We start from the raw sequence: 14,945 nt of genomic DNA, 5'->3' as shown, positions 1-14,945 counted from the left end.
TTCATATTTAGGAACACTTCAATGAATAAGTTCTCTGCCTCTCTTATGGTTGCAGCAACCTTAGTTGCGAGTAGCACGGCCATTGCTCGACCAGCACCCTTGGTATCAATCCCGACTCATGATGCGTTTTTTGACAGAATTAAAGCGCACTGTGGTAAAGCTTACGAAGGGAAAGTGACGGTTGATAACCAAGGGCCAAGTTCATTTAGTGAAGCGCGATTGGTGATGCATGTTCGCCGTTGCAATGAGCGTGAACTTCAAGTGCCATTCCACGTTGGTAAAGATGCATCACGTACGTGGATCATCACTAAGACAGGGAGCGGGTTAAGCTTAAAGCACGACCACCGCCATAAAGATGGTAGCGACGATGCGTCAACCATGTACGGCGGCCACACGGTCGATGCGGGCTTTGACACCGTACAATCATTCCCGGCTGATCAGTATTCAAAAGAGTTATTTATCGCCCAAGAGATCCCACAGTCGATAGGTAATACTTGGCAAATGTTCATCTATGACGATAAGTTTACTTATCGTTTAGTACGTGAAGGGCGTGAATTTAGAGTCGACTTTGATTTAACTAAACCGGTAAAAGCGCCAAAAGCGCCTTGGGGTTATAAAGACTAAGATCCCCTTTAGTGTTTAGCGCACTCATCTGAAGTGCGCTCGTCAAATTATTTATTCTTTTTCGCTCGTGACGCAAGTCACTTCAACACTTAAGTCTGGTTCATAGGCACGAGGGGTTGTTGGCAATCGGTCAAATTTTTGTACACCTCCGTGCAATAATAGTTGCGGTTTTCGACCTTGACAGAGAGATTGACTATGACGCAATAAAAACACACTTTGTTGCAAAAAATGATTGTAAGAGTCTGACTTTATCTTCAAATAGTAGTGGTCATCGCTATACTTAGTTTGTTCGTAATGTACTTTATGATCAAAGTCATAGTATTTTTCTGAGACACCAATTTTTCCAGGTGTAAAGTGACAGGCGCTGAGTAACACGGCAGAGATAAAAATCAGCAGAGTGAAAAGACTTTTAAGCATGTATGAAACCTTAAACTGCTTGGGTAATATGAATTAAAACCACTGTTTAGACGATACTTAATTGTATCAAAAGGAGCGACAATTGTTAGAACGAGTCAAAGAGTTTTTAGCAAGCTTAAATAATTCGCAAGAAGAACAAGCCTCTATGAGCTTTGCTACCGCACTGGCCGCGCTGATGGTTGAAGTGATGCGTGCAGACAATGAGATTTTACCGCAAGAGCTGGAGATGGTTGCTAAGCTGCTACAACGTCAATGCCAGCTAAGCGCGCAAAGCAGCGAATTAATACGTTCCGAGGCACAGCAATTAGTAGATACGGCGATTGATCTACACCGCTTTATCAAAGTCGTTAATGAGCATACCGATGAGGATGCCCGTATTGAAGTAATAGAGCTGATGTGGCTAGTCGCATTTTCAGATGGTAAATTAGATCCGCAGGAAGACTATACGGTGCGGAAAATCGCTGGGTTGATGTATGTGGCACACGGTGACTTTATTTCAGCTAAGTTGCGCGCCAAAGACGCGCTAGGCCTAGCTGATTAGCCCGTCATCAGTGGGCGACGGCACCGGCGACGGCACCGGCTTGCAATTCGTTTTGGCAAGACTGAATAGCTTCTTTGATCATGAAATTCACTAAAGTCGGGGAAATATGATACATCTTGGCAATTTCTTTTTGTTTTAAGCGACCATCACGATAGAAGCTGACAACATTTTGATGGCGTTGTGAAAGCTTGCCGATGGTGGTGTTTACCTTATCTGAAAGTTGTGCATCGATGTACTTTTCTTCGATATTGGAGCTTTCATCATCAAATTGCTCTGTTTGAATAGACTCTAAATCGACGAGAGATTCTCTATTTTGTTTGCGGATCATATCAATGGCGATATTCCTTGCGACCTGATAACAGTAACTCTTGGTATTTTTAACTTGGCAATCCTGACATTTAGACATTCCTGATAAACGAATGAATGTGTCCTGTAATGCGTCCTCGGCTAGATAAGGGCAGCGTAAAATATTGTTCAAATAAGCCAGTAATTTAGCTTCATTTTCTGCAATAACTTTTGACCACTTAACACAGAGCTGCTGCACTGTTTTTACTCCTATTTGTCCTGAAAGTTGATCCGTAATAGATAATGAGAATAATTATCACTATTATGTTATTTTGATCTCGCATTATCAGTCAAGTCTTTTATGCACCTTTGCTAATTAAACTGTCATTAACCTGTTATTAATTACAGTTTCTTTTTACTTACTTTTGTTCTGCTTTTAACAACAATGGGTCGTTGAGGGAGTTATATGACTTTCAGTTTTTTTTTTCTGTTTATATGCGTCATGTCTGCACGGGTTTGAATTTTTAACAGCGTAAAAAATTAAGGAAATCTATGAAGTTAAAATCTACGGTAGTACCTGTGTTGGCAGCTTTTGCCATTTCTGGGTGTCATTTCATCGCACAAGCGAGCACGTCCAATCAGTATTTGAGTGAAGACGTGAAAATCACGCGTACCGAGCATGGTATCCCGCATATTCAAGCTAAATCTTTGTATGGGCTTGGCTACGGTAATGCCTATGCGCAAGCGCAAGATCATGCGTGTATCTTGGCGGACGGCTATGTTCGAGTGAGAGGCGAGCGCGCTAAGTATTTGGGACCGCATAAAAATGGTCAGGATAACTTTTTTGTTAGCTTAGACTTAGGTTACAAAATCATCGACCTACATGGCAGAGTTGCCCGAGAATACGCTAATTTGTCGGCGGACACTCGTGCATTGGCTGACGGCTTTGCGGCGGGTTATAACCAATATTTGCTAGATGTACAAGCGGGTAAAGCTGAGCTGGCACCAGCTTGTAGCGGCAAAGCATGGGTAAAACCAATCGAGGGGGTTGATGTAGTTGCATCAGTGTTGGCTTCTGCGACACAAAACAGCATTGGGCGTTTATTAGTCCAGATATTACAAGCAAACCCAGGGACCGGTAACGAGTGGCTGCCGACGATTGCAAAGCAAGCGCAGCAATCTGATAAACCGTGGTTAATGGCCAGCAATACTGATTATCAACCTAAACAGTTAACGCAGGGCTCGAACGGTTGGGCATTAGGCCATGAAGTGACGAGCAATGGCCGTGGTCTACTGCTTGCAAATCCGCACTTTCCTTTCAATGGTAACCTGCGCTTTTGGGCTAATCATGCCAGTGTTGAGGGGGATTTTAGTACCATGGGCGCGTCAGTGGTTGGGGTCCCCGGCATTGTAAATATCGGCTTTAATGAAGACCTTGCTTGGACGCATACTTATTCTGCGTCAAGGCATGAAGTGGTTTATCAGTTGGAGTTGAACCCGCAAAACCCGCTGCAATACAAGTTTGATGGTCAGTGGGTCGATATCGAGAAACAACAAGTTAACGTAGAAGTACTCACCCCGATGGGTGTGCTCACGATGAAAAAAGACTACTTCACGACCCCAATCGGCTACGTTATCGAAGATCAGAAAAACTTCCCATGGGATAGCAAAAATGCCTATGTGGTCCGTGACACGAATCTTGATAACTTAGGCGGTATCGATCATTGGTTGGCAATGAACCGAGCAACCAATTTAGATAGTTTTATTGATACCTTCAAGAATCATGATGGATTGGCTTTCAACAACACCTTAGTTGCTGACAAGTTGGGTGAGGTGTTCTTTATAGATGATTCTAATGTGCCTGATTTACCTGCCATGGGCGAAGAGTTATTGCGCTCACACCCGGTGATTTCACAAGTGTATAAAAACACGCGTATGGCCGTGTTACCGGGCACCAGCAGTGCACTGGTATACCAGCAAGAAGTTCCTTACGAGCGAGCACCTAAGTTACGTCGTCAAGATTATGTGCAAAATGCCAATAACTCATATTGGTTAACCAACCTAAATGAAAAATTGACTGGCTACTCGCCGCTGTATGGCCACACTGATGATAAGCAAACGCGCCGAACTCGCTACAACTTAAATTTATTGCGTTTTGCGCGTGGTGCTGATGGGAAATTTGATCGTCATGAGCTCGAAAGCATTGTAACTGGTACTAGTGCCTCATTTGAGTTGTACAAACCAACGGTGATGGCTGCGTGTGTGATCTATTCAGGCCAGACGCTTAAAGTGACCGACACTTTGAGTATGCCTGTAGACCCAGCATGTCGTGCATTTGCAAAGTGGGATGGCAAATTTAATGCAAACTCTGTGTCGGCGCCGCTCGCAAAAGAATTCTTTAGCTTGCTAGAAGATGACAATCTGCTAGTTCAATTTAACCCTGCATTTCCTGCAGTGACCCCGAGCATTGTAAAAGCAGAGAAAGCAACGTTGGTTAAGTTATTGGCTGCGAGTAAGCAACTTGAAAATGCCGGTTTTGCCATTGATGCGTCATTGGGCGAGCTACAGTACTTACAAAAGGGCAATCGTCGTATCCCTTGGCCTGGTGCGGAGCACAATAGTGGTGGTTTTAACATCTACTCGACAACCAATGCGATGGATTTAACATCATTTGCACCCCAATTAGCACCGCCGCTGAAGGAAGTGTTAAATGAAAATTGGACAGTGAGTACGGGTTTGAGTACAGACGGTTACCCAATTAACTATGGATCTAGCTGGATGATGGTGGTTGGCTTCAATGAGCACGGTCCACAGGCACGTGGCTTATTGACTTATTCACAGAGTAACAACCCTAATTCGCCGCACTTTACCGATGCCAGTGAGCACTATGCCGCAGGTAAAGGCCTGATTGATTTGCCGTATACCGATGCGCAAATTAAACAGGGCAAAATTAGTGAAATGACACTTACTGTGAAAAAAGACTAAAAATCTTAGACTGTCGCGCGTCACAGTGGCGACAGTCTAAATTTTGGAAAAATGTGATGAGTTTCGATAACGAAAACGGCACTTTTAAAGTGATCATGAATCACGAAGAACAGTACTCTTTGTGGCCTAGTTACAAATCAGTACCCGGCGGTTGGCAAGACACGGGTGTGAGTGGTGACAAGGCTACGTGTCTTGAGCATATCAAAACACATTGGACAGATATGCGTCCCTTGAGCCTCAGAAACGCAATGGCTCAATAAAACGTGTACGCGACAATTGAGCGTCTTGCAAGCAAGCCGCTCTTTTTCAACGCCTCACTTCATAAATCCGAATCGTGGGCAGCACCCATTTAATCAAGCGCATCAGCTTGGCGTAATCAGACAAAAAATAGCCAAAATTAAACTCAGCATGCGCAATTGCTAGATAACTTTCATGGAGTAAATCATGACCGCCATCACCATTATGGATCACTTAGCGCGGCACGCTGCGCAGCAGCCGGACAACATCGCGCTAGTCTGTGTGGATAAAAAAGCACAGACGCCATGGAGCTTTGGGGAGCTATATGCTCAGAGCTTGATGGTTGCCAGCCATTTGAAAAATCACGTGGTGGCAGGCGACAGAGCGCTGATCTTAATGGACACCGGTATTGAGTATGTGACGAGCTTTTTAGCATGTCAGTACCTTGGTGTAACGGCCATTCCAAGTTTTCCACCTGAGTCAACCAAAGCACAGCATATTGCGCGTACGGTCGGTATTGCAGAAGATTCAGAAGCCGCTGTGGTGCTCACCACGGCACGATTTACCTCGACCGTGGAAGCGCTGGTTGAGCAAGTTGATGGCAGCAAAATGCTGGTGATTGATGAGTTCTGTGAACAACATGAAACAGTCGAACGCCACTCAGCCAAGTCTGAAGAAATCGCGTTTTTACAATACACGTCAGGGTCAACTGCGAAGCCCAAAGGCGTCATGGTCAGTCATGGTAATTTACTTGGTAATGAAAAAGCCATTGCAGAGGGCATGAATATTACCCAAGATGATGTGCTCGTGAGCTGGCTACCTCTGTTCCATGATATGGGGTTAATTGGTGGGTTGCTGCAGCCGATTTATACGGGTTATAAACTCGTATTGTGCTCGCCTAGGTACTTTATGGAGCGCCCAGCACGCTGGTTGCAACTGATATCTGAATACAAAGCCACCATGAGTGGCGGCCCTGACTTTTCGTATCGTTTGTGTATTGAGCGCGTGAAAGATAAGCAGGTCGCGGATTTGGATTTGAGCAGTTTACGAGTATTTTTCTCTGGTGCTGAGCCTATTCGCCACGATACCTTACTAAGTTTTGCACAAAAATATGCGCCGCAAGGGTTTAAACCAACCGCGCTCTATCCATGTTATGGCCTCGCCGAAGGCACGCTATATGTTACCGGTAGCATACCATCGCAAGGTGCAGTGATTGAGGCGTTTGATACGCGTGAGTTGGCAGCGGGTAAAGCGGTATTGCAGCACGCTAAAGACTTGCGCGATAGTGACGAATATACCCACCAGGTTGGGTGTGGTGTGGTCGCCAGTGAACATCAAGTGCGTATTACTTGCCCAACCAGTTTTGATGAGATGGCACCGGGTCATATTGGTGAGATTTGGGCGAGTGGTCCAAGCATTGCGGTAGGCTACTGGCGCAATGAGCAAGCAACTCAAGAAACCTTTGTGGAACATGATGGGAAACGCTGGTTAAGAACGGGCGATGTGGGCTATATCCACGGTGGCCAGTTGTTTATATCTGGTCGTCAAAAAGACCTGATTATCATGAATGGCCATAACGTCTATCCACAAGACATCGAGCGTGCCATTGAAGGGGCACTGAGTTTTGTGCGTCAGGGTCGTGTGTCTGCTTTTCCTGTCCCAAGTGAGCAAAGCGGTGAGGGCATTGGTGTGGCGATTGAAACCGCCAATGTATATCGCAACGACGTGCCCGCTGAACAAACGGCATTGATTGTCAGAGATTTTATTATTGCGCAATTTGGCAATTGTCCAGAGCTTGTGGTGTTACTGGACCAAGGTGGACTGCCCAAAACCTCCAGTGGTAAATTGCAGCGCAGCGCGTGTATGAAGTTACTGCAAGCCGAGAAGTTGGCAACTTATGGGGTATTTAACCTGACACAATTGCAACGGCTTGCAGTGAGTCATGGCGGTGATGACCAACACACATGGGATGAGGTGGCGCAACGTTTAGCTGCATTGTGGCAAAGCGTGTTGCACTACCCAGTCAATAGCGATAACGCGGACTTCTTTGCCTTGGGTGGCAGCTCGATCAAAGCAGCTCTGCTGTTGGCAAAGGTACAAGCAGCGTTTAACTGTCAGATTGAGCCAACGGCGGTATTTGCCGCCCATAAATTTGGCGACTTTTGCCAGTTGGTGCGCGAAAGTATTGCAACTAACCAAGAACAGACGTTTATCCCCGCGTTAGAGCAAGCAGCTTACCCTTTGAGTGCTCAGCAACAAAGACAGCTATTTTTGTGGCAGTTAGAACCATTGAGTAGTGCTTATCACATCGGTGCCAGCTTGACACTCAAAGGGGAGGTCAATGCAACGTATTTGCACCACGCCGTGGCACATATCCTTGCGCAGCAGGGCATATTACGTCACGCCTATGGCAAAGATGAGTCAGGGCAGTGGCAGCAACAGTTAAGCGCACAAGCACTCAATTGGCAACAGGCCGATTTTAGTGACAGCGCAGATCCAGACGCCGCAGCTAAAGTATGGCTTGAAACCTTCTACAAGCAGCCCTTTGCATTAGAGCGCGGTGATAACTTTAGAGCCGCACTGATTCAGTTGTCAGATAGTCGTACGCAGCTGGTTTTAGTGATGCACCACATCGCCAGTGATGCGTGGAGTTTCGATCTGGTCTTGGCAGATATTAGCCGTTATTACGCGGCATTGGTTGGCACACAGCCCTTACCTAGCACCGACCATACCGTGAATTATGGTGACTTTGCGGCTTGGCAGCAGCAGTGGCTTTCAAGCTCAGAGGCTCAAGCACAATTAACCTATTGGCAGCAACAATTACAGGCCAATGATGACGAAGAGCTGCTTGCGCCTCAGCATCCAAGGCAACCTGATATGCCAGCGCCTATGCAAAGCGAGGTTTTAAAGCTATCTTATCAACAGGTTGAGCAATTACAGGCCTTAGCACATCAGCATGGCGCAAGCTTATTTATGCTATTGCTCAGTAGCCTACAAGTATTCTTCTATCGCTTTTCTGGTAAGCGTACCCCACGAATTGGTGTGCCAGTGGCGAATCGCCGTTTTTCGCAAGTACATTCACTGATGGGCTTTTTCATCAACACGCTGGTACAACGTAACGCGCTGTCAGCGGAGCAAAGCTTTATTGAGGTGTTGTCGTCTACAAAAACACACGCCATTGAGGCGCAAAAAAATCAGGATTTACCGTTCGAAAAACTCGTTGAGGTGATGAACCCAGATCGTAGTCTTGGACAAAACCCGTTATTTCAAGTCATGTTCAATCACCTAGAGCAAGACGTTCAGCAGGCGCTCGAATTACCGGGTGTTGAGGTTGAGCAGGTTGCAGCGCTACAACAGCAAGCGCAGTTTGATTTAAGTATCGACTCTCGGTTATTAAACGATGGCGCCTTATTGCTAGAATTCCAATACAACGCAGCCCTGTACGACGCCGACTATATTGCGCGTGTGGCAAGTGCCTTTAATACTCTGTTGAGTGGCATTGTGAATGCACCAAAGCAAGCCATTGGCAATTTTGCGCTGCACACACAGCAAGTTGAATCTGCTCAGCAAGGGCGTGGCGAAGACATTGATTTGCCTGCGACACCTTGGCTGCACACAATCAGCGAGATTGCAGCGCAAACGCCAGCGCGCACAGCCGTGATTTATAACGACCAACACTATAGCTTTGAATGGTTAGAGCAGACTGCAAATCGTTTGGCTCATGGGCTAATTGCCAATGGTTTTGGCACCGAATCTGTCATCGGCGTGATGCAAAACAGAAAGCCGCTGATGTTGGCAAGTACGTTGGCGTGTTTAAAAGCAGGCGCGGCTTATTTGCCTCTAGATAAACAATTCCCGGCAGACAAATTACAACATATGCTGCAAGACAGCGGGTGTGGCGCAATCTTAAGTGATGAAGCGGTATTGCCTGTGACCTTTGAAGGTGCACTCTTGTCTCCTCAAACTCTGTTGAGTGAGCAGCACCTCAAAACTGCATCGCCAGAGGTGCACTATCACGACAATCAAACCGCGTATTTAAATTACACCTCAGGTTCGACTGGTAAAGCGAAAGGCGTGGCCATCGAGTTAGGCGCATTGTCGCGCTACATTGAGTCAGCTAAACGCTTTATCAACCTACAAGCGGATGATGTTGTGTTGCAGTTTGCTACTGCCAACTTTGATGCGTTTGTTGAGCAACTGTTCCCAACTTGGGCGGTTGGGGCGGCAGTGCTGTTGCGTGGTGATGCGCTGTGGGATGCTGACACACTCTACGCACAGGCACAAAAACACCATGTGGCCGTGATGGATTTAAGCGCCGCTTACTGGCGTAGTATCAGTGCGAGTTGGGCACGAAAAGCACAGCAAGCACCGCTCAACCTCCCTAAATTAAGGCAGGTGCATTCGGGCGGTGAAGCCATGTCTCTCGCTGGGATCCAAGATTGGCAAAACACTGGGCTTGCTCAGGTGAGATTGCTCAACACTTATGGACCAACCGAAATTGTGGTGGAAGCCGCTATCCATCCATGTCAGGACATGAATGTCAGTGATGACGGGCAACAGTCCGTGCCGCTTGGGCACGCATTGGCTGGTCGTCGGCTTTATATTTTAGATGACAACCTTGAGATAGTCCCTCATGGCCATGTGGGCCAACTCTATGTAGGCGGTGACATTCTTGCCCGTGGCTATTGGGCACAGCCTGATATGACCGCGACCCGCTTTATCGCCGACCCGTTTAGCGACACCGGCGCACGTATGTATGCCACGGGTGATTTAGTCAGCTGGCAAGGTGGCGAGTTGATGTATCACGGCCGTAACGATCATCAAGTGAAAGTGCGTGGCTTTAGAGTCGAGCTGGGTGAAATTGAACAGCAGTTCAGTCAGCTACCTGATGTTGACACGGCGGTGGTCGTCACCGAGCAGCAGAGTCATGGCCTCGGTTTAATTGCCTACATACAAAGCCCCAAGTTCAGTGATCCAGCATTTGCCGACAAGTTAAAACGCGCGTTGGGTGAACGTATGCCCGCTTATATGGTGCCAGGTGACATCGTCGTAATGGAAAAACTGCCCATCAATGCCAGTGGCAAATTAGAGCGTCAGCAGCTGCCAAAAGTGGCGCGTGTCGCCCAGCCTGTTTCATTGGCAGAAAATGACACGGAGCGTGCCATTGCTGAAATTTGGCAAAAACACTTAAAGACACAAGAGGTTGACCGTCATGCCAATTTCTTTGATGTGGGCGGTCACTCGCTGTTGTTGATGGCTGTTTATGAAGAGCTAAAAGTGCAATACCCCAATTTACAAATGACAGAGCTGTTTGCGCACCCAAGTATAGCCAGTTTGGCGACTTTACTGGGCAGTGCACAGGCAAACGCAGCACCTGTTACCTCGAATAAACCAAGTGGCGCGAAACAAAAACGCGGCATGGGCGCGATTGCCGCGCGTAAAAGAAAAGCAAGAGAATCATAACAATGTCAGAAAACAAGTATAGCGAATTAGATATTGCCATTGTGGGCATGGCGGGCCGTTTCCCAGATGCCGACAACGTTGATGCGCTGTGGCAAAATGTACGAGATGGCAAGTGCGCCGTGAAAGATTTAACGGATGCAGAGTTGCACGCTGCGGGTGTCAGTGAAGATGACTTGGCCCACCCTGATTATGTAAAACGCGGTGTGCCTTTTACGGGCATGGCGCAGTTTGATGCGGCATTTTTTGGTTACACGCCAAAAGAAGCGGCGCAACTTGACCCACAGCAACGGGTCTTTTTGCAAACCTGTTGGCATGCCCTAGAGCATGCTGGCATCACGACCAATAGCAGTAATTTTACTGGGGTGTTTGCAGGATGTGGCGTCCCCGCTTATTTATTACAAAACCTGCTGACAGATAGTCAGCAAGATATCACCAGTTTGTTGGCACTTACCAATGGTAACGATAAAGACTCATTGGCGACACGTGTCAGCTACGAGCTAGACCTAACGGGGCCTGCTGTCACGGTGCAAACGGCGTGTTCAACCTCGCTCGTGGCTGTGCATATGGCGTGTCGGGCTTTGCAGAATTACGAATGTGACTCGGCGCTTGCCGGTGGTGTTTGGCTCAATCTGAATAATGCACAAGGCTACCATGCACCAGCGGGTGGCAGCTTGTCCCCTTCAGGTCAATTAAGCGCATTTGGTGAGCAAGCCGATGGCATCTTGATTGGCAGTGGCAGCGCCGCGGTGGTACTCAAGCGCGTCGACGAGGCAATTGAAGACGGTGACCACATTCTTGCGGTGATCAAAGGCTCTGCCATCAACAACGATGGTAAAGAAAAAGTCGGGTACACGGCGCCGAGTGTGACAGGTCAGGCGGGCGCGATTGAAGCGGCCCTTGAGTTTGCTGACATTGACCCGAGCTCGTGGGATATATTGAAACGCACGGTACGGGCACCACGCTTGGCGACCCTATTGAAATCGCGGCATTGAGCCGAGCATATGGGGCGTGCGACAACCAGCAAATCGCCATTGGTTCGATTAAGGCCAACATTGGTCACTTGGACTCGGCAGCAGGGGTAACTGGGCTTATCAAAGCCGTCCAAGCCCTGCGCCATAAAACGCTTCCTCCTAGTTTGCACAGCAGCCCGTTGAACAGCAAAATCGACTTTTCCAATAGTCCGTTTTACGTGAATACCGAACTTAAGCCTTGGCAAAGTGACTCGGTGCGCCGTGCAGCGGTCAGCTCATTGGGTATGGGCGGCACAAATGCCCATGTCATTTTAGAAGAGTACGCTGCACCTGAGGTGGCGTTCAATCAGGCTGCACCTTGGCACATTTTACCGCTGTCAGGCAATAGTCAATCCGCGTTGGAAGCACAGCGTCAGGCATTGGCAATTAAGCTCCAACAATCGCCAGAGCAGCTCCCCCTGATTGCTGCACAGTTGCAACATAGTCGCACGGCGCAAGCCATTCGTCATGCGGTTGTGGTGGACAGTGCTGAGCAAGCACAGCAACTCCTTGTTCGCGATATCAGTGGTGACAAGGCAAGCAATCATAAGATTGGCTTGATGTTCTCAGGCCAAGGGTCGCAATACGTGACGATGGCACAACCGCTGTTAAAACACGTACCCGCATTTAAGGCGCATTTTGAGGACGTGACGGCGTTATTCAACACAGAGTTACAGGATGAATTGCGTCGCGTGTTTACCCCAAATGACGATGAGTTATTGGCGGCTAACCAGTTGCTTGGTCAAACGCGAGTGACGCAACCAGCCCTGTTCGTGGTGGCCTACGCTATGGCCAAATGTTACGAGAGTCACGGTGTTCACATCGAGGCGATGTTGGGTCACAGTATTGGTGAATACGTGGCGGCCTGTTTGAGTGGGGTGATGAGTTTAGAGACGGCTGTTAAGCTGGTCACGGCACGTGGTGAGGCGCTACAAAACATGGCTCCGGGCGCGATGCTTTCGGTGATGAGCGATGCGCAAAACCTGACACCTTATTTGAATGAACAGTTAGATATTGCGGCATGCAACAGCCCTAGCAATACGGTGGTTGCGGGCACCAAAGAAGCAATTAAAGCCCTGCAAGGAGAATTGAAAGCCGCCGATATCAGTGTGACGCGTTTACACGTGTCTCATGCATTCCACAGTCATCTGACAGAACCGGTACTCAACGAATTTGCTGAGGTTCTTGCGCAAGTTCAGTTAAATGCGCCTAGCACGCCTTTCGTCTCTAACCTCTCGGGAACTTGGATTACTGCTGAGCAAGCAACGTCAACGCAATATTGGCTGGATCATATCCGCCAAGCCGTTAACTTTGTCGAGGGCGTGAACACGCTAGCACAGCGCTGTGATGTGTTAGTCGAGGCAGGCCCCGGTGATACGTTGCAAAAGCTTGCCAAACAATCGGTATCTGACACCGTGACCGTGCTTAATTCCATTGCACATGCACGCGACCTCAAAGCGCCTATTCCTCCTTTTGTGAAGACCTTGGCAAAGCTTTGGCAGCTGGGTGTGCAAATCGAGTGGTCACAAGTGAGTGAAGTTGCACCGGGCGCTGAAATGGCATTTCCGGCGTATCAATTTGATAAGACCGAGTTTTGGGTGGATGCCAAAACGGTTAAAGCTTCAAACACAGGTGTTAGTGAAGATACTGGCCCTGAGTTACTAGAGCCAATTTGGCAACAACAGCCTAGTACTGCCTTGTCATCTATTGATTTACAGGGTCAAAAGGTGGTGTTGCTTGCCTCGGATGCACCGCTGACAGCAAAATTAAGCTCTGCGCTGGCTGCAAAAGGCGCGACGGTTATCCAAGTTTGGCAAGGCGATGCATTCTCTGCCCTTGACCAAAATCAGTATCGGTTAGATTGCCAAGATGCGGGCCAATTAAGCATGCTTCACGAGCAAATCGACGGATTTACGCGCATTGTTGATTGTCGTCTATTGGATCAGCACCCCTGTGGCTATCAATTGTTGTTACCACTGTCGAAGTGGTTACTAGGGCAAGGTCAAATTCATTGGACTGTGGTGGCAAGTGAGTTGTTTAGCGTCTTGGGTGATGAAACGGTCTCTGCCGAAAAAGCCACCGCCCTTGGTATGACACGTGTTGTCGCTATGGAACAAACGACAATTCACTGTCAGTTGCGTGAAGTATCACACACCCATCGCGATAGCAGCCAATTGCAATTTGCCAATCAATTAGTGGCTGATATGGCAATCGATGTGCAAGAAATCGCCTATCGTGGTCGCCAGCGTTTTGTACTGACGCAGCAAGCTTTACCTGCAATCGCGGCGCAGGAAAATGCAGCATCGTCATCCGCTGTAACCTTTATTACCGGTGGTTTAGGTGGCGTCGGTTTAGTCCTTGCCAAGCTTTTAGCTGCCCAAGGTCATGCCTTGGTATTACAAACCCGAAGCGCGCTGCCTGCAAGCGAACAATGGTCTGCTTTGATTGCGGATGAGGCCAGTGACGCTAAGTTGGTGGGCCAATTAAGCGCACTACAAGCATTGCAAGGTGCTGGTGCACGTATCGCGGTCGTGCAGGCAGATGTATTAGACATTGCGAGCTTAAATGTGGCCATTAGTCACGCTGAGCAATCATTGGGACGAGTTACTCAAGTGATCCATGCGGCGGGCCTGCCAGGTGGGGGGATGTTGGCGCAGGTTAACGCAGAGCAGGCGGCACAAAGTATGGCTGCGAAAACCCGAGGTACTGATAACCTCTTGGCTGCGTTTAAATCTCATCAACTTGAGCGCATGATCCTATGTTCGTCATTGGCTTCGGTACTGGGTGCACTGGGTCAAAGTGATTATTGCGCGGCCAATAGCTATTTAGATGCGGTGGCCATGCAGCCACAGCCTTTCTTGGTACAGTCGGTTAACTGGGATGCATGGGCAAATATTGGTATGGCTGCTGGGCACAGTGTGGGTGAAGAGTTTGGTATTGATGAAGCCGCTGCACGAACTTTGCTTGCGGGTATTGGTCAATCTCAAGCACCGCAGTTGTACGCTGCAAGCTTGTCTTGGCAAGCGCGTGCGGACAAAGTGGCTGAGCTAACTGAGCGCTTGATGCAGGCTAAATCGCCGGCACCAAAAGGCCACAAGCGACCCGATCTAGACACGGAGTTTGAAGCGCCAGAGAGTGAACTCGAATTGCAGTTGGCTGCAATTTGGAGTGAATTCTTGGGCTTTGACGAAATCGGTATTTTCGATAACTTGTTTGAGCTTGGTGGTGACTCACTGATAGCAATTCAAATGCTGGCAAAAGTGAAGCAGCAGTTCGCAGTTGAAGTTGAACCGGCAACTTTCTTTGAAGATCCGAATCTAGATAACCTGACCTTCCTAATTGAAGAGCAGTTACTGAACGAGTAACGCCGCCCTTTCTACCCT

At 48.1% G+C, this 14,945-nt stretch carries 8 protein-coding genes and 1 pseudogene; 7 read left to right on the top strand and 2 right to left on the bottom strand.

Features of this window, described 5'->3' with window-relative positions; genetic code table 11:
* Positions 1–21 precede the first annotated feature (21 nt).
* A complete protein-coding gene (locus A7985_RS21720; RefSeq protein ID WP_065792543.1) occupies positions 22–624 on the top strand; it encodes a hypothetical protein in 603 nt (200 codons plus the stop codon).
* A 51-nt stretch (positions 625–675) separates the two neighbouring features.
* On the opposite strand, the gene A7985_RS21715 is transcribed toward A7985_RS21720, so the two are convergent.
* Complete coding sequence (locus A7985_RS21715; protein ID WP_065792542.1) at positions 676–1,041, bottom strand: hypothetical protein; 366 nt, start codon at positions 1,039–1,041, stop codon at positions 676–678.
* An 82-nt stretch (positions 1,042–1,123) separates the two neighbouring features.
* Here A7985_RS21715 and A7985_RS21710 point away from each other — a divergent pair, with 82 nt between their 5' ends.
* Positions 1,124–1,582 carry a TerB family tellurite resistance protein gene (locus A7985_RS21710; protein WP_065792541.1) on the top strand — a complete coding sequence of 153 codons (459 nt, stop codon included), beginning with the start codon at positions 1,124–1,126 and terminating at the stop codon, positions 1,580–1,582.
* Between the two features lie 7 nt (positions 1,583–1,589).
* Here the strand turns inward: A7985_RS21710 and A7985_RS21705 are convergent, their stop codons facing one another.
* Complete coding sequence (locus A7985_RS21705) at positions 1,590–2,126, bottom strand: RNA polymerase sigma factor (protein WP_065792540.1); 537 nt, start codon at positions 2,124–2,126, stop codon at positions 1,590–1,592.
* Positions 2,127–2,419: 293 nt separating this feature from the next.
* On the opposite strand from A7985_RS21705, the gene A7985_RS21700 reads away from it, so the two are divergent.
* From A7985_RS21700 to A7985_RS21685, 5 genes and pseudogenes are all read left to right on the top strand, one after another.
* A complete protein-coding gene (locus A7985_RS21700; RefSeq protein WP_065792539.1) occupies positions 2,420–4,852 on the top strand; it encodes a penicillin acylase family protein in 2,433 nt (810 codons plus the stop codon).
* Between the two features lie 56 nt (positions 4,853–4,908).
* Positions 4,909–5,112, top strand: a complete 204-nt coding sequence (locus A7985_RS21695; protein ID WP_063372442.1) for an MbtH family protein — start codon at positions 4,909–4,911, stop codon at positions 5,110–5,112.
* A 184-nt stretch (positions 5,113–5,296) separates the two neighbouring features.
* On the top strand, positions 5,297–10,552 hold the full coding sequence (locus A7985_RS21690; RefSeq protein ID WP_065792538.1) for a non-ribosomal peptide synthetase: 5,256 nt from the start codon (positions 5,297–5,299) through the stop codon (positions 10,550–10,552).
* Between the two features lie 2 nt (positions 10,553–10,554).
* Positions 10,555–12,120 (top strand): annotated as a pseudogene (locus A7985_RS27005) (ketoacyl-synthetase C-terminal extension domain-containing protein); the annotation flags it as partial.
* Between the two features lie 35 nt (positions 12,121–12,155).
* On the top strand, positions 12,156–14,927 hold the full coding sequence (locus tag A7985_RS21685) for an SDR family NAD(P)-dependent oxidoreductase (RefSeq protein ID WP_441844655.1): 2,772 nt from the start codon (positions 12,156–12,158) through the stop codon (positions 14,925–14,927).
* Positions 14,928–14,945 lie beyond the last annotated feature (18 nt).

This window comes from Pseudoalteromonas luteoviolacea, from assembly GCF_001696455.1.
Taxonomy (GTDB): domain Bacteria; phylum Pseudomonadota; class Gammaproteobacteria; order Enterobacterales; family Alteromonadaceae; genus Pseudoalteromonas; species Pseudoalteromonas luteoviolacea_C.
The sequence above is the reverse complement of the archived record's forward strand: the minus strand, read 5'-3'. Positions and strand labels throughout refer to the sequence as shown.